General features: G+C 69.5%; 18 protein-coding genes and 1 tRNA gene. 2 read left to right on the forward strand and 17 right to left on the reverse strand.

What is annotated here, in order from left to right; translation table 11 throughout:
• Positions 1–67: 67 nt before the first annotated feature.
• The 17 genes from M2157_RS16370 to M2157_RS16450 form a co-directional block, all read right to left on the reverse strand.
• Positions 68–481 (reverse strand): hypothetical protein, encoded by a 414-nt coding sequence (locus M2157_RS16370; protein ID WP_280865584.1) that lies wholly within the window; start codon positions 479–481, stop codon positions 68–70.
• A gap of 309 nt (positions 482–790) precedes the next feature.
• Positions 791–2095 carry an MraY family glycosyltransferase gene (locus tag M2157_RS16375; RefSeq protein ID WP_280862551.1) on the reverse strand — a complete coding sequence of 435 codons (1305 nt, stop codon included), beginning with the start codon at positions 2093–2095 and terminating at the stop codon, positions 791–793.
• A 129-nt stretch (positions 2096–2224) separates the two neighbouring features.
• On the reverse strand, positions 2225–3466 hold the full coding sequence (glyA, locus tag M2157_RS16380; protein WP_280865585.1) for a serine hydroxymethyltransferase: 1242 nt from the start codon (positions 3464–3466) through the stop codon (positions 2225–2227).
• Positions 3467–3615: 149 nt separating this feature from the next.
• Positions 3616–4290, reverse strand: a complete 675-nt coding sequence (locus tag M2157_RS16385) for a protein-tyrosine-phosphatase (protein ID WP_280862553.1) — start codon at positions 4288–4290, stop codon at positions 3616–3618.
• Positions 4287–4934: an L-threonylcarbamoyladenylate synthase gene (locus tag M2157_RS16390; RefSeq protein WP_057612085.1), complete on the reverse strand. Its 648-nt coding sequence runs from the start codon at positions 4932–4934 to the stop codon at positions 4287–4289. Before M2157_RS16390 ends, M2157_RS16385 begins: the two co-directional genes overlap by 4 nt.
• A 52-nt stretch (positions 4935–4986) precedes the next feature.
• Positions 4987–5826, reverse strand: coding sequence for a peptide chain release factor N(5)-glutamine methyltransferase (gene prmC, locus M2157_RS16395; RefSeq protein ID WP_280862554.1), 840 nt, complete (start codon positions 5824–5826; stop codon positions 4987–4989).
• Positions 5827–5917: 91 nt separating this feature from the next.
• Positions 5918–6994, reverse strand: coding sequence for a peptide chain release factor 1 (prfA, locus tag M2157_RS16400; RefSeq protein WP_266526956.1), 1077 nt, complete (start codon positions 6992–6994; stop codon positions 5918–5920).
• 104 nt (positions 6995–7098) lie between these two features.
• The gene (gene rpmE / locus M2157_RS16405; RefSeq protein ID WP_059211395.1) at positions 7099–7317 is read right to left on the reverse strand and encodes a 50S ribosomal protein L31; all 219 of its coding nucleotides are present in this window, start codon (positions 7315–7317) and stop codon (positions 7099–7101) included.
• Positions 7318–7467: 150 nt separating this feature from the next.
• Complete coding sequence (locus M2157_RS16410; RefSeq protein ID WP_280865586.1) at positions 7468–8553, reverse strand: LCP family protein; 1086 nt, start codon at positions 8551–8553, stop codon at positions 7468–7470.
• A 207-nt stretch (positions 8554–8760) separates the two neighbouring features.
• Complete coding sequence (locus M2157_RS16415; RefSeq protein ID WP_280868212.1) at positions 8761–10557, reverse strand: trypsin-like serine protease; 1797 nt, start codon at positions 10555–10557, stop codon at positions 8761–8763.
• A gap of 133 nt (positions 10558–10690) precedes the next feature.
• Positions 10691–12712, reverse strand: a complete 2022-nt coding sequence (gene rho, locus M2157_RS16420; protein ID WP_280862557.1) for a transcription termination factor Rho — start codon at positions 12710–12712, stop codon at positions 10691–10693.
• Between the two features lie 408 nt (positions 12713–13120).
• Positions 13121–14050: a homoserine kinase gene (gene thrB, locus M2157_RS16425; protein WP_069765543.1), complete on the reverse strand. Its 930-nt coding sequence runs from the start codon at positions 14048–14050 to the stop codon at positions 13121–13123.
• A gap of 250 nt (positions 14051–14300) precedes the next feature.
• The gene (gene thrC / locus M2157_RS16430; RefSeq protein ID WP_280862558.1) at positions 14301–15359 is read right to left on the reverse strand and encodes a threonine synthase; all 1059 of its coding nucleotides are present in this window, start codon (positions 15357–15359) and stop codon (positions 14301–14303) included.
• 6 nt (positions 15360–15365) lie between these two features.
• Positions 15366–16658, reverse strand: coding sequence for a homoserine dehydrogenase (locus M2157_RS16435; RefSeq protein ID WP_266559544.1), 1293 nt, complete (start codon positions 16656–16658; stop codon positions 15366–15368).
• A gap of 170 nt (positions 16659–16828) precedes the next feature.
• Positions 16829–18220 (reverse strand): diaminopimelate decarboxylase, encoded by a 1392-nt coding sequence (gene lysA, locus M2157_RS16440; RefSeq protein ID WP_280862559.1) that lies wholly within the window; start codon positions 18218–18220, stop codon positions 16829–16831.
• Positions 18221–18236: 16 nt separating this feature from the next.
• Positions 18237–19412: an ArgS-related anticodon-binding protein NrtL gene (gene nrtL, locus M2157_RS16445; protein WP_280865587.1), complete on the reverse strand. Its 1176-nt coding sequence runs from the start codon at positions 19410–19412 to the stop codon at positions 18237–18239.
• A 135-nt stretch (positions 19413–19547) separates the two neighbouring features.
• A complete protein-coding gene (locus tag M2157_RS16450; RefSeq protein WP_280863785.1) occupies positions 19548–20072 on the reverse strand; it encodes a response regulator in 525 nt (174 codons plus the stop codon).
• A gap of 118 nt (positions 20073–20190) precedes the next feature.
• Here M2157_RS16450 and M2157_RS16455 point away from each other — a divergent pair.
• Together M2157_RS16455 and M2157_RS16460 are read left to right on the forward strand one after the other, a co-directional pair.
• Positions 20191–20262: transfer RNA gene (locus M2157_RS16455), tRNA-Arg, on the forward strand.
• A 314-nt stretch (positions 20263–20576) separates the two neighbouring features.
• Entirely contained in the window at positions 20577–21215 is a 639-nt protein-coding gene (locus M2157_RS16460; RefSeq protein ID WP_280865588.1) for a hypothetical protein, read from the forward strand.
• The last annotated feature ends 48 nt before the right edge of the window (positions 21216–21263 follow it).

Below are 21263 nucleotides of genomic sequence, written 5' to 3' on the forward strand. Positions count from 1 at the left end.
CGCGATGCCGCAGTTGGCACCGGACGATAGCAGGAGATCTCGTGCGCCTTTATTCCGGCCCTACCCCTCACGACGAGTGCTCCGATTTTTCGGGCTCGACGTAGAGGATCTTGGACTTCATGTGGGCACGCGTCTGCGCGGCGATCCAGGCGAGGGTGCCGGCGACCAGCGTGAACGCGAAGGCCTTGGGGTGGAAGAGCGTCGTGTTCTTGAACGCGGCCATGAAGATGAACAGCAGCAGAATCTGTGCCGCATACAACATCAGACCCATGGCCTGGAAAAGGTGCGGAAGCGATTTGGCAGTGCGCTGGAGAACGTAGAGGCCCAGCCCCATGAAGAGGATCACGATCAGCGTCGCCACCCCCGCCCCGATCGCCCCCTTGCCACCGGCGACCACACCACTGACGACGGCGGCGACAGCACCGACGGCAGCCGTGGGCACGGCGGCCTGAGCCAGGATCCGGACGTCGTTGGACGGCATGGCGGCAACTCCGCTTTCAAAGGGGGGCAGGGTGTCGTCATGGACGAGCGTAGTCCCGGGCTGAGGGTGACCCTCACGCCAATGGACCGTCGCACCACGGTCCTTCGGCTCCGCCCTGGGTTCTCGTGAACCGTATCACAAACTATTTGATGCGGTCTTTACCTAGATGGTGTGCTCGCTGTCACACATGAGAGTGAAGCTGCGCGTCTGTGCAGAAACGCGGTCGACTTGTCTGGTATAAGGGCGGTTTGTCGCCCTGTCGAACTCCCACGCGTTGGCAATGCTTTAGTCAGATTCTTACCTTGGGCGTCAGCGCGAGGTCTCGGCCTTCCTCCTCTCCGGGGCGTGCGGACGAGCCCGCAGCGCGGTCGCGCCGTTGACACCCGCCACCCCGACGGCGACCGGGGTGCGCTGTTCCACTTCCACCGGCTCCGCGGTCACGGGACGCCGGCGGCGGTAGCGAGGCGGCACGACGGCCTGGGCCCACATCGGGGCGCGCGGGGTGAAGCGCGGCAGCAGGAGCAGCACGAGACCGATCGCGCTGAGGAACACGACGCCGAGCACGATCCACATGGACGCGGAGTTCACCGAGTAGGCGAGCGAGCCGAACGCGATCAGCGCCGACCAGAAGTACATGATCCACACCGCGCGGCTGTGCGAGTGCCCGATCTCCAGGAGCCGGTGGTGCAGGTGCCCGCGGTCGGCGGCGAACGGCGACTGACCGCGCCAAGTACGGCGCACGATCGCCGAGATCAGGTCGGCGGCCGGCACCGCGATGATGCTCAGCGGCAGCAGCAGCGGGATGTAGACGGGGACCGTCTGGTGCACGGCCGCCTTCTCGGACCCGGCGAACAGCTTCAGCGCGTCCGGGTCGATCTGCCCGGTGATGGAGATCGCACCCGCGGCCAGCACCAGGCCGATGAGCATCGAACCCGAGTCGCCCATGAAGATCCGCGCGGGGTGCATGTTGTGCGGCAGGAAGCCCAGGCACATGCCCATCAGGATCGCCGAGAACAGCGTCGCCGGGGCGGCCGCCTCGATGCCGTACGAGTACCAGATCCGGTAGGCGTACAGGAAGAACGCCGCCGCCGCGATGCAGACCATGCCGGCCGCGAGACCGTCGAGGCCGTCGACGAAGTTCACCGCGTTGATGGTGATGACGACGAGCGCGACCGTCAGCAGGGTGCCCTGCCACTGGGTCAGCGCGACCGAGCCGACGCTGGGGATGGGCAGCCACAGGATCGTCAGACCCTGCATGACCATCACGCCCGCGGCGATCATCTGGCCGCCCAGCTTGATCAGGGCGTCGATCTCGAACTTGTCGTCCAGGACACCGATCAGCCAGATCAGGGCCGCTCCGGAGAGCAGGGCGCGCGGTTCGTTCGACTTCTCGAAGACCTCGCTGAGGTTGGTCAGGTGGTCGGCGACCAGCAGGCCCGCGCACAGTCCGAAGAACATGGCGATACCGCCGAGCCTCGGAGTCGGTTCCCGGTGCACGTCACGGGCCCTGATCTCCGGCATCGCTCCGGCCACGATCGCGAACTTCCGTACCGGCCCTGTCAGCAGATACGTCACCGCGGCCGTGATGCAGAGCGTCAGCAGGTATTCACGCACAGGCTTCCCCACAGGTCTCGCTGGCCATCTCAGCCCCACACACTAGCGACGCACGCATATGGATGGGGACTTCCGGGTAGAGCCGATGGTTGCACGTGCGGCTGTGCCCGCAGGTGCGGATACCCCCGCTCAGGCCGGATACGGCGGAAATCCGCCGACCAGATCCCGCACTTCTTCACGTGCCCCGACGCTCTCGACCTCGCCGCGCACGACCCCCGCGAGCAGGGCGGCGATCCTCATCATCTCCTTCTCGGCCATGCCCTGGGTGGTGACGGCGGCGGTGCCGAGGCGCAGCCCGCGGCTGTCCGCGTGAGGCAGCGCACAGCAGTCGAGCACCATGCCCGCGGCCGCGAGCCGTCCCCTCGCCGTACGTCCGTCGGCGCCGAGGGGCGCCGGATCGGCCGTCACGAGATGGGTGTCGGTCCCGCCGGTGGTGACGACGAGCCCCTCGTCGGCCAGCGTGGCCGCGAGGACCCTCGCATTGGCCACCACCTGATGGGCGTAGTCCGTGAACGCCGGTGTTGCCGCCTCCCCGAACGCGACCGCCTTGGCGGCGATGGTGTGCATCTGCGCGCCGCCCTGCGTGAACGGGAAGACGGCCCGGTCGACCCGCTCGGCCAGTTCGGCGCCGCAGAGGATCATTCCGCCGCGGGGGCCGCGCAGCACCTTGTGCGTGGTGGCGCAGACGACGTCGGCGTACGGCACCGGACTGGGCGCCGCTCCCCCGGCGACGAGCCCGATGGGGTGGGCGGCGTCGGCGATCAGATACGCGCCCACCTCGTCGGCGACCTCGCGGAAGAAGGCGTAGTCGATGTGCCGGGGGTAGGCGATGGAGCCGCACACGATCGCCTTGGGCCGGTGGGTGCGGGCCAGTGCCCGGACCTGGTCGTGGTCGATGAGCCCGGTCTCGGCGTCGACGCCGTAGGGGACGAAGTCGAACCAGCGGCCGGAGAAGTTGGCGGGCGAGCCGTGGGTGAGGTGGCCGCCGTAGGGCAGGCCGAGGGCGAGGACGGTGTCGCCGGGGCGCAGGAGCGCGGCGTAGGCGGCCAGGACCGCCGAAGAGCCGGAGTGGGACTGCACGTTGGCGTGCTCGGCGCCGAACAGGGACTGCGCCCGCTCCACGGCGAGCCGCTCGGCGACGTCGACGATCTCGCAGCCGCCGTGGTGCCGGGCGCCCGGATAACCCTCGGCGTACTTGTTGGCCAGCGGAGAGCCCAGCGCGGCCAGTACGGCCGGTGAGCAGAAGTTCTCGGCGGCGATGAGCTGAAGCGTCGACGACTGCCGGTGGAGCTCCCCGAGCAGGATCTCGGCCAGCTCGGGGTCCTGCCGCGTGAGGACGTCGGCGGTGTGGGGCGCATGGGTGACCGACATGGTGGGCTCCGGGGCGTCGACGATGACGTACGTCCAATGTAGGCCCGGGGCCCGTGAGGTGCCCGGTCGTTACGTCCTTGCGGGTACACCCGTGAGCGCGGTGACGACAGGACCTCGTTCAGCCCCGTCCCCAAAGCGCCCGCCCTGCGTCACGCGCGCGCAGGAACCCCCGTCAGCGCCGTCACCACAGGATCCAGCGCCTCGTTTATCTCGTCCCCGATCGAGCGGAAGAAGGGCAGCGGTGCTCCGTAGGGGTCGAAGACCTCGTCGGCCTCCGCGGTCGGGGCCAGGAGCCACCCGCGTAGAGCCGCCGCCGCGCGGACCAGGGCGCGTGCGCGGATCACCAGGCCGCCCTCCTCGAGGGGCGGCAGGGTCGCCGGGTCTATCGCCTTCACCAGACGGGTGAACTCCTTCAGCGTGAAGGTGCGCAGGCCCGCCGAGTGGCCCATCGAGATCACCTGCTGACGGTGGTCGCGGGTGGCGGTCAGGACCAGGTCCGCCATGATCACGTGTTCGTCCAGCAGTTCCCGGCCCATGAAACCGGAGGCGTCCGCGCCGAACTCGGCAAGGACGGTCTCCGCGTTGGCCTCCATGGGCGCGCCCTCGTGCCCCCAGGTCCCCGCGCTCTCCACGACCAGGCCGCCCCACAGCGGGTCGCCGAGCCGGTCCGCCAGGGCATGCCGGGTCAGCCGCTCGGTGATCGGCGAGCGGCACACGTTGCCGGTGCTGACGTGGAGGATGCGGAAGCTGTCACGCGGGAGACCTGTGAAGGTACGCGTCTCTTCCCCGTCCCATATGCCACGCCCCGCGTCAGGGGCCGTCAATTCGCCACCTCGAGGTCGGGTACGACCTTCCTGAGCTCGTCCGCGGAGATCGCGCCCGCGCGCAGCAGCAGGGGCACCTCGCGGGTGACGTCGACGATCGAGGAGGGGACGTTGCCCGGGGTCGGGCCGCCGTCCAGGTAGACGGACACCGAGTCGCCGAGCATCTCCTGCGCGGCGTCGCAGTTCTCCGGTGCCGGGTGACCGGTCAGGTTGGCGGAGGAGACCGCCATGGGGCCGACCTCGGTCAGCAGCTCGATGGCGACCGGATGCAGCGGCATACGGACGGCCACCGTGCCCCTCGTGTCCCCCAGGTCCCACTGCAGGGACGGCTGGTGCTTGGCGACGAGGGTGAGCGCGCCCGGCCAGAAGGCGTCGACGAGCTCCCAGGCCAGCTCGGAGAAGTCGGTGACGAGTCCGTGGAGGGTGTTCGGGGAGCCGATCAGCACGGGGGTGGGCATGTTGCGGCCCCGGCCCTTGGCCTCCAGAAGGTCGGAGACGGCCTCGGAGGAGAACGCGTCGGCGCCGATGCCGTACACCGTGTCGGTCGGGAGGACCACGAGCTCGCCACGGCGGACGGCGGACGCGGCTTCGCGCAGACCGGTCGTGCGGTCGGTCGCGTCGTTGGTGTCGTATCGCCGTGCCATATCTAGCGGGCCTCCTCGTACACGTACTGCTCTGAAGTCTTGGGAGTGCGGCTCACGGCGTCGCCCTGCGGGCCGTCGCGAACCTGGGGCGGTTGTTGAGGTCCGGGTGGTCGGCCGCGTCGGCCCAGCCCCGCTCCTCGGTGAAGATCCACGGCACCTGGCCGCCCTGGGTGTCGGCGTGCTCGATGACGACGACGCCGCCCGGGCGCAGGAGCCGGTGTGCGGTCCGTTCCAGACCGCGGATGAGGTCGAGGCCGTCCTCCCCCGAGAACAGGGCGAGTTCGGGATCGTAGTCCCGCGCCTCGGGAGCGACGTACTCCCACTCGGTGAGCGGGATGTAGGGCGGGTTGGAGATGACGAGGTCGACATGGCCGTCGAGGTCGCGGAAGGCGTCCAGGGCGTTGCCCTGCCGCAGGTCGACCCGCGACCCCTCGACGTTCTTACGGGTCCACCGCAGCGCTTCCTCGGACAGCTCCACGGCGTGCACGCGGGAGCGCGGGACCTCCTGGGCGAGCGCGAGCGCGATGGCGCCGGAGCCAGTGCACAGGTCGACGATGCACGGCTCGACGACGTCCATCGCGCGTACGGCGTCTATGGCCCAGCCGACCACGGACTCGGTCTCGGGCCGCGGCACGAACACACCGGGCCCCACCTGGAGTTCGAGGTACCGGAAGTAGGCGAGCCCGGTGATGTGCTGGAGCGGCTCACGCTGCTCACGGCGGGCGATGACCTCCCAGTAGCGGGCGTCGAAGTCCGCGTCCTTCACGGAGTGCAGCTCGCCCCGCTTCACGCCGTGCACGAACGCGGCGAGCTCCTCCGCGTCGTTGCGCGGCGAGGGCACGCCGGCGTCGGCCAGCCGCTGGGTGGCCTGGGCCACCTCTGCGAGCAGCAAGCCGCGGGGGTTTGGGGGTCGTCCCCCAAATGATGGCTGCACGCAAGTCCTCCGTGTCGTACTCGGTACTCGGTCGTGCCTAGGTACCTCTTTACGCGGCCGCCAGCTTCGCCGCCGAGTCCGCGTCGACGCAGGCCTGGATCACCGCGTCGAGGTCGCCGTCCAGGACCTGGTCCAGGTTGTACGACTTGAAGCCGACACGGTGGTCCGAGATGCGGTTCTCCGGGAAGTTGTACGTGCGGATCTTCTCGGAGCGGTCGACGGTGCGGACCTGGCTGCGCCGGGCGTCGGCGGCATTGCGCTCCGCCTCCTCCTGCGCCGCCGCGAGCAGCCTGGAGCGCAGGATACGCAAGGCCTGCTCCTTGTTCTGCAGCTGGCTCTTCTCGTTCTGGCAGGAGGCGACGACTCCGGTGGGAATGTGCGTGATGCGCACGGCGGAGTCGGTCGTGTTGACGGACTGTCCGCCGGGTCCGGAGGAGCGGTAGACGTCGATGCGGAGGTCGTTGGGGTTGATCTCCACGTCGACCTCCTCCGCCTCGGGGGTGACCAGCACACCGGCCGCGGAGGTGTGGATACGGCCCTGGGACTCGGTCGCCGGGACGCGCTGCACGCGGTGCACACCGCCCTCGTACTTCATACGGGCCCACACGCCCTGGCCGGGCTCGGTGGCACCCTGGCCGCCCTTGGTCTTCACGGCGACCTGGACGTCCTTGTAGCCGCCGAGCTCGGACTCGGTGGCGTCGATGATCTCGGTCTTCCAGCCGACGCGCTCGGCGTACCGGAGATACATGCGCAGCAGGTCGCCGGCGAACAGCGCGGACTCGTCGCCGCCCGCGCCCGCCTTGATCTCGAGGATGACGTCCTTGTCGTCGCTGGGGTCGCGCGGGACGAGGAGAAGCCGCAGCTTCTCCGTCAGCTCGTCGCGGGCCTTCTCCAGCTCCTTGACCTCGGCGGCGAACTCCGGGTCGTCGGCGCCCAGTTCGCGCGCGGTCTCGATGTCGTCGCCGGTCTGCTTCCAGGAGCGGTACGTGGCGACGATCGGGGTGAGCTCGGCGTAGCGCTTGTTCAGCTTGCGCGCGTTGGCCTGGTCGGAGTGGACCGACGGGTCGGCGAGCTTCGTCTCCAGGTCGGCGTGCTCACCGACGAGTTCCTCGACGGCCTCGAACATCTCAGGGCTCCTGTACTGCGGATGAAGGGGGGAAGGCGGGCGACCAAAAACGCCGGTCCCGGCGCACTCCGAGGAGTGCGGCGTGGACCGGCGCTGGTGGCTCGCTACTTCTTGGCAGCAGCCTTGCCGAAGCGGGCCTCGAAGCGGGCCACACGGCCACCGGTGTCGAGGATCTTCTGCTTGCCCGTGTAGAACGGGTGGCACTCGGAGCAGACCTCGGCGCGGATGGCGCCGCTCTGGATCGTGCTACGGGTGGTGAACGACGCGCCACAGGTGCAGCTGACCTGCGTCTCGACGTACTCGGGGTGGATGTCGCGCTTCAAGGTGTCTCCTAGTTTCGGGAGGGCGCCGGGTCGCCGCCGCGGGCTGCGGGGGCGTGAACCGGGGCCGACGTACCAGTCTGCCAGGACTGGCCGCATCCCCCAAAACGAGGGGGCACCGCGATCTATTCCCAGCCCTCGGCAGAGGGTGTCCTACGACGTGACGACGCCCCTGGCCTCGCCCGTCGCGGTGCCTTCGGTGGCTGACTTCGGGATCGCCCGGTCGTTCTCCAGGGCCGTCCAGATCTGCTTGGCCTTGGTCTCCTGCACGATCACGCGGTTCGGGTTCGCCGGGTCGTAGCGGACCGGCATCGTGACCATGGTCATGTCCGACGGGCTGATGTGCTGGAGGCCGCTCGCGAAGGAGACCAGGGAGTTGACCGAGCCGAGGTCGGAGTCGGTGGTGACGGCCTTGGTGGCGGTGTTCGCGAGGTCGTACAGCTTCTTGGGGCTGGTCAGCACGCCGACGCTCTTGACCTGCTTGACCAGCGCCTTGATGAAGGCCTGCTGGAGCTGGATACGGCCGAGGTCGGAACCGTCGCCGACGCCGTGCCGGGTGCGGACGAGACCGAGGGCCTGGGCGCCGGTGAGTTCGTGCGTGCCGGCCTTGAGGTCCAGGTGGCTGTCGGTGTCCTTGATGTTCTTGGTCGTGGTGACCGTGACCCCGCCGAGTTCGTCGACCAGCTTCTCGAAGCCGCTGAAGTCGACCTCCATGTAGTGGTCCATGCGGATGTCGGTCATGGACTCGACGGTCTTGACGGCACAGGGCGCGCCGCCGGTCGTGTACGCGGAGTTGAACATGACGTCCGACGCGGCGTCGTGCTCCTTGCCGTCGGTGTCGGTGCACTCGGGGCGGTCGATCAGGGTGTCGCGCGGTATGGAGACCACGGTGGCCTTCTTGTGGCCCTCGTACACGTGGATGATCATCGCGGTGTCGGAGCGGGCGCTGCCGTCGTCGGTGCCGCCGCCGAGCTTCTTGTTGGAGCCGGAGCGGGTGTCCGAGCCCAGGACGAGGATGTTCTCGGAGCCGTTGTCGACCTTCGCGGGCCGCTCACTGCCGAGGACCTGGTCGATGTCGACGCTCTTGATGTTGCCGTTGAGCTTGAAGTACAGGTAGCCCGCCCCGGTACCGCCCAGCACCACGATCCCCGCGGCGACCCAGGCCGTGATCAGCAGGCCCTTTCGCCCCTTGCTGCGGGGTTTGCGACGACGTCCCTTGCCATTGCCCTCGGCTGACATGCGCTCCTCGAATCTCGTCCGGTCGGTTACCCCCTGTTTTCAGGGTCAGACGTGGTCACAAAAAGACCCGTACCGCACCATGTTCGCTCCGCCTGGTCAGACGGCGAAACTCGAGAAAGGGTTGCACAACGTGCTGTGACCACCACGTGAAGCGGCGGTCACAGCACGTCACAGGAGAATCAGGGCAAGCCCTGTTCACCAGCGGTTTCAGCCAAAGATGTCGTACTGCTGGAAACCGGTCCCCAGGCTGGTCCTTGTGGCAAAGATCTCGCTGGTCGCCTTGCCGGTGCCCTTGTACAGATAGAGCGTGCCGCCCGCGGTGCGGGCCACGAGGTCGGCCCTGCCGTCGCCGGTGATGTCACCGACGGCGTCGAAGGCGTTGTAGCCGCTCCAGTTCGTGCGCACCTTGACCCGGGCCGCGAAGACGCCCGTGCCGGACTTGCCGGTGCCCTTGTACAGGTAGAGGTCGCCGGTCGTCTTGTTGCGGGCGAGCACGTCCGCCTTGCCGTCGCCGGTGAAGTCGCCGTGGCCGAGCAGCTGGTTGTACTGGCTCCAGCCGCCGCCGACCCGGACCCGGGCCGCGAAGCTGCCGTCACCCTTGCCCGGGTAGATCCACAGGACGCCCGCGGAGTCGACGGAGAGCAGGTCGGGCTTGTAGTCGCCGGTGAGGTCGCCGGGGGTGACGATCCGGGTGCGGGTCCTCCAGTCGGTGAAGACCTTCTTCGGGTCGGCCCAGGCCCCGGTGGAGGGGAGGAACCGCACCCAGTAGACGTCACCGGTGGCGGAGACGCGGTACATGAGGTCCTGGTAGCCGTCCCGGTTGAGGTCGGTCTGCCGGACGAGGTTCACCCCGTTCCAGTCGCCCCAGGACAGCCGGGTGGCGAGGGTGGTGCCCTTGGAGTCCAGCTCGTAGCCGACCTTGGTGGAGGACTTGCGCACCCACAGGTCGGCCTTGTGGTCGAAGCTGAGGTTGGTGTCGTCGACGCGCGGATAGGCGGCGCCGACGTACTTGCTGACCTTGGTGAAGACGCTGTAGGCGCCCTTGGCGACGCAGTCCGTGACGTTCCAGGAGACGACGCCGACGATCCGCCCGTTCACGACGAGGGGGCCGCCGGAGTCACCGCTGCAGATGGCGGTCGTCCCGGAGTCGCTGCCACTGGCGGGCGGTCCGGCGCAGGTCATGTGCCCCTTGATGAACCAGGAGCCGTAGGCCGCGGCGCAGGTCGTGTCCGACTTGATGGGCAGCGTGGCCGTCTTCAGCGTCGGGGAGACGTCGTCGCTGGTGGAGCTGGTGCGGCCCCAGCCGTAGACCTTGGCGCTCTTGGCGCCGGTCGTGGCGGGGTCGTACGAGGCGGTGTCGGTGGACGTCGTCATACGGATCGGGGTGGCCTTGACGGGAGCCGCCAGGGTCAGGACCGCGATGTCGTTGTCGATGGTGTCCGCGTTGTACGACGGGTGGTACCACTGCCGCAGCACGGCCGTCGCGGTGCCGCCGTGCAGGTCGCCGTCCTCGGAGGGCAGCTGCGTGGCCCCGGTCACCACCGCGCCGCCGTTGGCCCAGTCGGCGCCCTTGACGCAGTGCGCGGCGGTGAGGATCTTCGTCGGCGCGACCACGGCACCGCCGCAGAAGAAGCCGGTGTCGTCACTGGTGTCGGTGGTGCCCTGGTCGTCGGTGTACCAGAGCTGGGCCATCCACGGGGCCGACGTGATGGTGGTCGTCGTACCGCCGATGATCATCGGCGAGACGGTGGAGTCGACGCTGCCACCGCTCATCGGCGACCGGGTCATCGTGCCGGAGGTGTCCTCGGCCGCGATGGCACCGGCGATCCGCTGCTCGAGCTCGGCCTGCGACGGCGTGGACGCGACCGTGGCGGCCGTGGCCGGCGCCTGCGGCTCGGGTCCGACGGTGGCGGCGTTCGCCGACGTGGTCAGCAGCGCGGCGGCCACGGCGACGGGCAGAGCGATCCGGAGCCGCCGTCTGTGGCGCCCGGCGCCTCCGGACATGGGTATGCCCATGCAAGTCCCCCCCTGGGGCTCAGAAGTTCGGAGATCGAGAATTCGACCGAAGAGCGTGATCGTAAACCAAAAGAGGGCCGCCCCCTCAACAGGGGGCGGCCCTCTTTCCGAACGCTGGACGTCAGTCGCCGTTGCCCGGCGTCGGCGTCGTCTTCTGGATCTGCATCAGGAACTCGGCGTTCGACTTCGTCTGCTTCATCTTGTCGAGAAGCAGCTCGACCGCCTGCTGCTGGTCGAGGGCGTGCAGCACCCGGCGCAGCTTCCATACGATCCCGAGCTCGTCGGGAGCGAGCAGGATCTCTTCCTTACGGGTACCGGACGCGTCGACGTCCACCGCCGGGAAGATGCGCTTGTCGGCAAGCTTCCGGTCGAGCTTGAGCTCGGCGTTGCCCGTGCCCTTGAACTCCTCGAAGATCACCTCGTCCATGCGGGACCCGGTGTCCACCAGCGCGGTGGCGAGGATGGTCAGCGAACCGCCGTCCTCGATGTTGCGGGCCGCACCGAAGAAGCGCTTCGGCGGGTACAGGGCGGTCGAGTCGACACCACCGGACAGGATGCGGCCGGAGGCGGGCGCGGCGAGGTTGTAGGCACGGCCCAGACGCGTGATGGAGTCGAGCAGCACGACCACGTCGTGGCCCAGCTCCACCAGACGCTTGGCACGCTCGATGGCGAGCTCGGCGACCGTGGTGTGGTCCTCGGCCGGGCGGTCGAAGGTCGAGGAGATGACCTCGCCCTTGACCGACCGCTGCATGTCGGTGACCTCTTCCGGACGCTCGTCGACCAGGACGACCATCAGGTGGCACTCGGGGTTGTTGTGCGTGATCGCGTTGGCGATCGCCTGCATGATCATGGTCTTGCCGGTCTTCGGCGGGGCCACGATCAGACCGCGCTGGCCCTTACCGATCGGCGCGACGAGGTCGATAATGCGGGTGGTGAGGATGCCGGGGTCCGTCTCCAGACGGAGGCGGTCCTGCGGGTACAGCGGCGTCAGCTTGTTGAACTCCGGGCGGCCACGGCCGTGTTCGGGCGCCATGCCGTTGACGGAGTCGAGCCGCACCAGCGCGTTGAACTTCTCGCGCCGCTCGCCTTCCTTGGGCTGACGCACCGCACCGGTGACGTGGTCGCCCTTGCGCAGGCCGTTCTTGCGGACCTGGGCGAGGGAGACGTACACGTCGTTGGGGCCCGGCAGGTAGCCCGACGTACGGATGAAGGCGTAGTTGTCGAGGATGTCCAGGATGCCCGCGACCGGGATCAGGACGTCGTCCTCGTTGATCTGCGGCTCGCCCGCGCCACCGATCTCGTCACGGCCACGACGGCCACGGCGGTCCCGGTAACGGCCCCGGCGGCCGCGGCGGCCACCCTCGAAGTCGTCGTCGTCCTGCGGACCGTTGTCGCGCTGCTGACGGTCCTGGCGGTCCGGACGGCCGCCGCCCTGCTGCTGGTTCTGCTGCTGGCGCTGACCACCCTGGCCCTGCTGGTCGTCGCTCTTGCGGCGGTCCCCGCGGTCTCCGCGGTCACCCCGCTCGCCGCGGTCACGGCCGCGGTCGCGGTCACGGCGGTCGCGGCGGCCCCGGCCGTCGCCGTCACCGGCGTCGCCCTGCGGCTGCTGCTGGGCCGGCGTCTCGGCCTTGGGCTCGCTCTTCGCCTCGGCCACGACCGTCTCGGGGCTGCCCCCGGGGGCGCCGGCCTCGGCGGTGGCGCGGCGACGACGGCGCTCCACGGGAGCGTCGTCGCTGGCCGGCTGTCCGGGGATCTCGATCTGCTGCTGGGCCACGGCCTTCTCGGCGGGGGCCTCGGCCTTCGCCTCCGCCTTCTTCTCGGCGGCATCGCCCGTACGGGCCTTGGAGGTGGCGCGGCGCTTCGGCTTGGTCTCGGTGGCGGTCTCCGCCTTGGGAGCCGCGGCACCTCCCCCGGCCTGCGCCTCCTTGATGACCTCGATCAGCTGGCTCTTGCGCATACGCGCGGTGCCCCTGATGCCGAGGCCGGATGCGACCTGCTGCAGCTCGGCCAGCACCATGCCGTCGAGGCCGGTACCGCGGCGCCGCCGGGAGCCGGCACCGGTGGCAGGCGCGGAGGCGTCCGTGGAGGGCGCGGCAGCGGTCTCCTCGACACGTGCGCCCATCAGATCGGTGGTGTCGCTCACGAAGGGTCCTTCCCTGGAGCGGACGTCGGCCTGTCTGGCTCGGCGACCGTTTGTGCTGTCCGACGTCGGTCCCATCCTTGTGGACCGTGCCGGGGCGGTGGTCCGCCTGAGTGGCGGAGGAATGTGGTGACGGCGCTTCCGAGAGCCGTGGCACTGAGTGTCCGTGTCACGTGGCTTGGTCACACCGGTTCCGGAGCGTGCCCGGCAAGTCGCTCAGTGCTCGCGTACGAGGTACTGCCCATGTACGTCGTACGGAACGCTGTGCGGCTTGGGAGGCTCCCGGAAGAATGTCTGTCCCGGACGGGGACGTGAAGCACCTCGCCATGGTGGGGTCGGGTGCAGACTTGAGATTAACACTACCGGATCCAACAAACATTCCCCCTCTCGAAATCCGGCACACGCCGGATCTCACATGTCACTGGCGGCCGCGAGCGGGAGCACACAGGCCCCCTGGGCGTCGAGCTCCAGCCGGTTGGCGGCCCAGCCCCCTCCCGCCAGATGGGCCACCTTGTCGGCGCTGTCGGCGTCGACCAGCGCGAGCACGGTGGGCCCTGCCCCTGAGATGACTGCCGGGACTCCGTCGGCCCGCAGCCGCTCCACCAGCGCGGCGCTCTCCGGCATGGCCGGAGCGCGGTACTCCTGGTGGAGACGATCCTCGGTGGCCGGCAGCAGCAGCTCGGGGCGCCTGGTGAGGGCCTCGACGAGCAGCGCGGCACGGCCGGCGTTGGCGGCGGCGTCGACGTGCGGCACGGTGCGCGGGAGCAGTCCGCGCGCGGTCTCGGTCAGGACGGGCTTTCCGGGCACGAAAACCACCGGAACGATGGAATCGTCGGGCTCCAGCCTGATCGCCCGGGCGGCGCCGGCCTCCATCCAGGCGACCGTGAAGCCGCCCAGCAGACACGGGGCCACGTTGTCGGGGTGGCCCTCGATCTCGGTGGCGAGCTCCAGGAGCGCGGTGTCGTCGAGCCGGGCCTCGCCGCCTATGGTCACGGCGCGCGCGGCGACGATTCCGGCGCAGATGGCGGCCGAGGAGGAGCCGAGGCCCCGGCCGTGCGGGATGCGGTTGGCGCAGACGATCTCCAGGCCGCGCGGCTGGCCGCCCAGCAGGTCGAAAGCGGTGCGCAGGGAGCGTACGAGAAGGTGGTTTTCGTCACGCGGGAGCGTCTCGCTCCCCTCCCCCGCGATGTCGATGTGCAGCCCTGAGTCGGCCACCCGGACGACGACATCGTCGTAGAGCCCCAGCGAGAGGCCGAGGGCGTCGAAGCCCGGGCCGAGGTTGGCGCTGGTGGCGGGGACGCGCACCCGGACGGCGGCGGCGCGGAATGCGGGACCGGCCATCTCTCGATGACTCTCCTTGAGCTGCGTGATTGTCGAATGACATTCGATGACGTACGAAGACCCTGCCGACCGCGGAGACGACGCGGCACCCCGCTGTACGCGAGGGCATATGCAGCGGGCGGGTTCGGTACAGCCTATCGAAGGAAGGTTCTGTGGCGACATAGGGCGCACAGGAGGCGCACGATGCGTGTCGTAAGCCCCCTGTGCCCCCCTCCTAGGGATTCCCTGCTCGGACGACGCGGGTCAGGTCTCAGGCGAGCCCGAGACGCTCGGCCGCCGTGGCCGCGTCGACCGGGACGGTGACCGGCTGCGGGGCGCCCGCGACGGCCCAGTCGGGGTCCTTGAGGCCGTTGCCGGTGACCGTGCACACGATCCGCTGGCCCGGGTCGACCTTGCCCTGCTCGGCGGCCTTCAGCAGACCGGCCACGGACGCGGCGGAGGCGGGCTCCACGAAGACGCCCTCCTGAGCGGCCAACAGCCGGTAGGCGCGCAGGATCTCACGGTCCGTCACCTCGTCGATGAATCCGCCGGACTCCTCCTTCGCCGCGAGGGCGTACTGCCAGGAGGCGGGGTTGCCGATACGGATGGCGGTGGCGATGGTCGAGGGGTCCTTGACGACCTCGCCGCGCACGATCGGGGCACTGCCGGAGGCCTGGAAGCCCCACATCCGGGGCGTTTTGGCGGCCACCCCGTCGGCGGCGTACTCCTTGTAGCCCTTCCAGTACGCCGTGATGTTGCCGGCGTTGCCGACCGGGAGGACGTGGATGTCGGGCGCGTCGCCGAGCATGTCGACGATCTCGAAGGCGGCGGTCTTCTGGCCCTCGATGCGCACCGGGTTGACCGAATTGACCAGCGCCACCGGGTAGTTGTCGCTCAGCGCGCGGGCCAGGGTGAGGCAGTCGTCGAAGTTTCCGTCGACCTGGAGGATCTTCGCGCCGTGGATGAGCGCCTGGCCCATCTTGCCGAGCGCGATCTTCCCTCGCGGGACGAGTACGGCGGAGACCATGCCCGCGCGTACGGCGTAGGCGGCGGCGCTCGCCGACGTGTTGCCGGTGGAGGCGCAGATGACCGCCTTCGCGCCCTCCTCCTTGGCCCGCGTGATCGCCATGGTCATACCGCGGTCCTTGAAGGACCCGGTGGGGTTGGCGCCCTCCACCTTGAGGTGGACCTCGCACCCGGTGCGCTCGGAGAGCACCTGCGCGGGCACGAGGGGCGTGCCGCCCTCGCGGAGCGTCACGACCGGCGTGGTGTCGGAGACGGGCAGCCGGTCCCGGTACTCCTCGATGATTCCGCGCCACTGGTGGGTCATTGCTCGTTACTCTCCTTCAACCCGCATGATGCTGGCGACACCCCGCACGGTGTCGAGCTTGCGCAACGCCTCGACGGTCCCGCCCAGGGCGGCGTCGGACGCACGGTGCGTGACGACGACGAGAGATGCCTCGCCGTCCTTCCCCTGCTGCCGAACGGTATCGATGGACACCCCGTGCTCGGCGAACACGGTCGCGACCTGGGCGAGAACACCCGGTTTGTCCGCCACGTCGAGGCTGATGTGGTAGCGCGTGACGACCTCGCCCATGCCCGAGACGGGGAGGGCCGTGTACGCGGACTCACCCGGTCCGGTCGTGCCGCTGAGCCGGTTGCGGCAGACGGCGACGAGGTCACCGAGGACGGCGGAGGCGGTGGGGGCGCCGCCCGCGCCCGGGCCGTAGAACATCAGCTGGCCGGAGGCGTCGGACTCGACGAACACGGCGTTGTACGCGCCGCGCACGGAGGCCAGCGGGTGGCTCAGCGGGATCATCGCGGGGTGGACGCGCGCGGTGACGGACTGCCCGTCCTCGGCGCGCTCACAGATGGCGAGCAGCTTGATGGTGCAGCCCATGTTCCTCGCGGAGGCGAAGTCGGCCGCGGTGACCTCGGTCATGCCCTCGCGGTAGACGTCGTCGAGACGCACGCGCGTGTGAAAGGCGATTCCGGCGAGGATGGCGGCCTTGGCGGCGGCGTCGAACCCCTCGACGTCGGCGGTCGGGTCGGCTTCCGCGTACCCGAGCGCCGTGGCCTCGTCGAGGGCCTCCTGATAGCCGGCCCCCGTGGAGTCCATCTTGTCGAGGATGAAGTTGGTCGTTCCGTTGACGATGCCGAGCACCCGGTTCACCTTGTCGCCGGCGAGGGACTCGCGCAGCGGACGGATCAGCGGGATGGCACCGGCGACGGCGGCCTCGTAGTAGAGGTCCTTGCCGTGCTGTCCGGCCGCCGCGTGGAGGGCGGCGCCGTCCTGGGCGAGGAGCGCCTTGTTGGCGGAGACGACGGAGGCGCCGTGCTCGAAGGCGGTGGTGATGAGGGTGCGGGCGGGCTCGATGCCGCCGATGACCTCGACCACGACGTCGATGTCCCCGCGTTTGACGAGGGCGGTGGCGTCGGTGGTGACGAGTTCCTGCGGAATGCCCTCACGGAGCTTGGAGGGCCGCCGTACCGCGACCCCCGCGAGCTCGACGGGGGCCCCGATCCGGGCGGCGAGGTCGTCGGCGTGCGTCGTCATGATGCGCGCCACTTCTGAGCCGACCACTCCACAGCCCAGCAGCGCCACCTTCAGCGGACGCGTACGCATCATCCGACCTCGTTTCCTCATACCGTCTACGGTGGGACCAGTCTCACTCACCGGACGGGAGTTTCTGCCCCTCGTCCGGATTATGAGACATCTATTTCATTTGTACGGGGGCCGAAGACCGTAGATCTTCCTTCCCCCCTTTTCCTTCTCCGCTTTCCTTCTCCGCTTTCCGGTCATCCGACGTCGAGCCGCAGAAGGTCCTCCTCCGTCTCACGGCGGACGATGACCCGGGACTCGCCCTCGTGGACGGAGACGACCGGCGGACGCAGCACGTGGTTGTAATTGCTCGCCATGGAACGGCAGTAGGCGCCCGTCGCCGGTACGGCGATGAGGTCACCCGGTGCCAGGTCGGCCGGCAGGAACGCGTCCTTGACCACGATGTCCCCGCTCTCGCAGTGCTTGCCGACGACGCGGGCGAGCATGGGCTCGGCGTCACTGGTCCTGGACACGAGAGCGACGGTGTACTCGGCGTCGTACAGCGCGGTGCGGATGTTGTCGGACATGCCGCCGTCGACGGAGACGTAGGTGCGCAGCCCGTCGAGGGGCTTGATGGTGCCGACCTCGTAGAGCGTGAAGGCGGTGGGGCCGACGATGGCGCGCCCGGGCTCGACGGAGATCCTCGGGGTCCGCAGCTTGGCGGCCTCGCACTCCCTCGTGACGATCTCGGTCAGCGCCTTGGCGATCTCGTGCGGCTCGCTGGGGTCGTCGTCGCTGGTGTAGGCGATGCCGAGGCCACCACCGAGGTCGATCTCCGGGAGCTCGACGCCGTGCTCGTCACGGACGTCCTTGAGCAGCCCGACCACACGATGTGCCGCGACCTCGAAGCCGGACATGTCGAAGATCTGCGACCCGATGTGGGAGTGGATCCCGATGAGCTCGAGACCGTCGAGCTTCAGCGCCCGCCGCACGGCCTCGGCGGCCTGTCCGCCGGCGAGCGGAATGCCGAACTTCTGGTCCTCGTGGGCGGTGGCGATGAACTCGTGGGTGTGGGCCTCGACGCCGACGGTGATACGGATCTGGACCCTTTGTCGCTTCCCGAGGCTCTGGGCGATGTGGGCGACGCGGACGATCTCCTGGAAGGAATCGAGGACGATGCGCCCGACGCCTTCGGTGATCGCGCGGCGGATCTCCTCGGTGGACTTGTTGTTGCCGTGGAAGGCGATGCGGTCGGCGGGCATGCCCGCGGAGAGGGCGGTGGTGAGCTCGCCGCCGGAGCAGACGTCGAGGTTGAGCCCCTCTTCGTGCAGCCAGCGCACGACGGCCCGGGAGAGGAACGCCTTGCCGGCGTAGAAGACGTCGGCATCGGCCCCGAAGGCACCGCGCCAGGCGCGCGCCCGGGCCCGGAAGTCGGCCTCGTCGACGACGTAGGCGGGGGTGCCGTGCTCCTCGGCGAGGGTCTTGACGTCGATGCCGCCGACGGTGACGACGCCGTCCTCGTCACGGCCGACCGTCTGGGCCCAGACCTTGGGGTCGAGGGTGTTGAGATCGGCGGGCGGGGCGGAGTAGTGGCCCTCGGGAAGGACGTCGGCGTGCCGGGGCCCGGCGGGATGTGCGGAACGGCTCATCTTCTTGACTGGCTCTCTAGAGGTGTTCGGGTGCGTCGATGCCGAGCAGGGACAGGCCACCGGCCAGCACCGCCCCGGCGGCTTCGGCGAGCGCGAGCCGGGCACGGTGGGCGGCCGAGGGTTTCTCCGCACCACGAGGAAGGACGGCGGCGAGAAAGGGGAGCGCGGCATCGGCGACGGTGACGAGGTGCCGGGCCAGGCGGTCGGGGGCGTGGTCCACGGCGGCCGCCTGGAGGATGCGGGGGTGATCGGCGAGGGCGTGCCGCAGGGCGGTCGTGTCGTGTGTGTCTTGTACGACGGTTTCCGGTACGGCGGTCTCCGGTACGACGGTTTCCGGTCCGGCGGTCGGCTGTACGGCTGCGTCTGTGCCCGGTAGGCCCGGTAGGCCCTGTGGGCCCTGTGGGCGCAGGTCCGTGTCCCCGGGCTCGGCGTGGAAGCCCAGGTCGGCGGCGTTGCGGGTGAGCGCCCGGGTGCGGGCGTGGGCGTAACGGACGCGGAAGAGAGGGTTGCTCTCGCGCTGGACCAGGTGGTCGGCGGTGATGCGGGGCCGGTCGTGGAGGGCGGGGTGGAGCAGGGCCCAGCGGGCGGCGTCCCGGCCGAGGGGGGTGGGATCGGCGGGGGCCGCCGGCACGGGGCGCACGTTGACGTCGAGGGGAGCGGGGGCGTCGGGGGTGCCGTACGCGTCGATGTCGACGCCGAGGATGTCGGCCCACTCGGCCTCGGGCCTGCCGGCACAGCTGGTGCGGACGAGGGCGCCCTGGGAGCGGAGGACGCGGGCCACGGCGTCCATGACGACGACGGCGCGGACCTCGTGGGGGGCGTGCAGCTGCACGAGCCGGCCGGTGGGCCGGTCGGCGTGACCGTACCGGTGACCGCAGAGCAGGATCTCCCGTACGAGGGCCGTCTCGGTCCCCCGCAGGCTGATGTTGAGGAACCCGGGCCCGGTGACGACGACGTCGCTGATGCCGTCCGTGCGGACAAGGCGCTCCCGGAGGATCTCGGCGACCCGTAGCGGCGGCTGGCCGGCGGGCCGGGCGAGCTGGAGGGCGACGTTGGTGGCGTAGTCACCACAGCCTCCGGGCCCCGGGGGCGTGACGCTGGTCCTCCCCGGCACGGCCACGTCCAGCTCCCCGTCGTCGACAGCACGACGCACCGCGCGCAGCACGGTACGGGAGAGCTCGACGGGGGTCACGGGACAAGCGTATGGGAGGAGGGGGGTGGGAGGGCGAGCGGGTTTGGGCGGGGGTCCGGGATGTGGACGGTCGCCGGGGGCGGGGCCGTGGAGCACTGGAGACGTCGGTGTCTCTGGGGAGCGCCGTCGCGATGATCAGCCGCCGGCGCGACCGGCCCGCTCGGTCTCTCCGCCCCCGAGAACACCCCCGACCAGACGACCGTCCCCGACGCCGGCACCGGGCACCCGCCCTTGCGTGCTCTGCTCGATCAACTGCCGTACGAGCCGCACGAGTTCGGCGGGCTCGAAGGGCTTGGAGAGGAAGGCGTCGACGCCGGCGTCGAGACCGCTGTCGACCTCGTGCTGCGTACAGGCACTGACGATGGCGAGGGGAAGGTGAGCCGTCCGGGGGTCGGAACGCAGCCGCGCGGCGGTCCGCAGCCCGTCCAGCCGGGGCATGACCACATCGAGGGTCACGACATCGGGCTGCACCTGATGAACGACATCCAGACACTCGACACCATCGGCCGCGGTCACGACCTCGAGACCCTCCAGCTCGAGATTGACCCTGATCAACTGCCGGATGACCTTGTTGTCGTCCACAACAAGCACCCGACCCGACGCGCCTGGCACAACTCGAGAGTAGGTGCGGACCGGCCACCGCGTCCGGGTTTTCCCCACTTCCACCCGCCCGGGAACCCACACCCTGGCCGCCGCCACGAAACCCGTTCCTGATCACCCCGAGGGAGCTGGTAGTGTTCTACCCGTCGCCGCGAGCCACCAACTCAGCGCCCGACACGCCCCCGTAGCTCAGGGGATAGAGCAACGGCCTCCGGAGCCGTGTGCGCAGGTTCGAATCCTGCCGGGGGCACCCTTTCTGAGGTGCCTGAAGACCCCGTGACCAGCAGAGATGCTGAATGCGGGGTCTTCGCGTGTGTGCAGCCGTATGCCGCTCGGAGCGGGCGTATGTCGGGGTCTGTGGACGAGGCGTGGACGGGATCTTGGAGCATTCCCGCACGTGATGAGGCTCCTCGGGGTCAAGTAGACCTGCTCCTCGTTACCGTCGTCCCCGTCTTGGAGCATGTGTCGGGTGGGAAGCATGAGCATGGCTGAGGGAGGCTGCCATGCCGGCTTCAATCGCCGCCCACCGGCAGACCGATAGACGAGTTGGGGAATCTCGTGGATGTGACCACGCTTGCCGTTGCGCTCATCAGCGTCGGAGGGACGCTGGGCGGAACTCTGGGTGGAGCAGTGCTGAGCCAGCGCGCCAGCCGGGCCGAAGCGGTGGAGCAGAACCAGCGTGCCGACCGTGAACGGGAGCAGGAGCGCAATGATCAAGCACAGCAGGCCAAGCGCGATCTCTACGCCCATCTGAACACCACGGCTCGCGCTTACCGGATCGCAGCCCAAGACGCCGTCCACGCAGCCGAACGCGGTGAAAGCATCGACCCGGCACTCCTCGACGCCGCCAAGGAGGCCTGGGCCGACCAATACTCCCAGGCACAGATGGCACTGCCGACGGATGTTCTGCAGGTGGCCTCGACGCTCAACAGGTCGCTCGGAATCGGGTACTCAGTCGTCAAACAGTTGCCGAGCAGCCCCGATCTCGACGGGGCGTACCAGCGAGCGAAGACATGGTTCAACGGCCCGCTGTCCGATGGCGTGTATCTGCTGCGGGTCACGCTGAGACACGACCTCGGCGTCGAGGTCGACCCCCACTTCCAGCAGACCCGCATGCAGATGCTCGCCACGCTCGACACCGCGCGGAACAACCTCGATCAAGTACTGTCCGCAGAACGAGCCCAGGCCGCCCGACCTGATTGACGGACAACGCAAACGGCGAGGCCCCTGGACAGATGCCAGGGGCCTCAG

It is taken from the genome of Streptomyces sp. SAI-127, from assembly GCF_029894425.1.
In the GTDB taxonomy this organism is placed as follows: domain Bacteria; phylum Actinomycetota; class Actinomycetes; order Streptomycetales; family Streptomycetaceae; genus Streptomyces.

Coding starts and splice junctions, on each gene's coding strand:
- glyA (WP_280865585.1), bottom strand. CDS start 3,466: ATGTCGGTCACCCATGCGCCCCACACCGCCGACGTCCTCACGCGGCAG.
- lysA (WP_280862559.1), bottom strand. CDS start 18,220: ATGAGCCGTTCCGCACATCCCGCCGGGCCCCGGCACGCCGACGTCCTT.
- M2157_RS16390 (WP_057612085.1), bottom strand. CDS start 4,934: ATGGCACGGCGATACGACACCAACGACGCGACCGACCGCACGACCGGT.
- M2157_RS16435 (WP_266559544.1), bottom strand. CDS start 16,658: ATGATGCGTACGCGTCCGCTGAAGGTGGCGCTGCTGGGCTGTGGAGTG.
- thrC (WP_280862558.1), bottom strand. CDS start 15,359: ATGACCCACCAGTGGCGCGGAATCATCGAGGAGTACCGGGACCGGCTG.
- thrB (WP_069765543.1), bottom strand. CDS start 14,050: ATGGCCGGTCCCGCATTCCGCGCCGCCGCCGTCCGGGTGCGCGTCCCC.
- M2157_RS16410 (WP_280865586.1), bottom strand. CDS start 8,553: ATGTCAGCCGAGGGCAATGGCAAGGGACGTCGTCGCAAACCCCGCAGC.
- M2157_RS16415 (WP_280868212.1), bottom strand. CDS start 10,557: ATGTCCGGAGGCGCCGGGCGCCACAGACGGCGGCTCCGGATCGCTCTG.
- M2157_RS16370 (WP_280865584.1), bottom strand. CDS start 481: ATGCCGTCCAACGACGTCCGGATCCTGGCTCAGGCCGCCGTGCCCACG.
- prfA (WP_266526956.1), bottom strand. CDS start 6,994: ATGTTCGAGGCCGTCGAGGAACTCGTCGGTGAGCACGCCGACCTGGAG.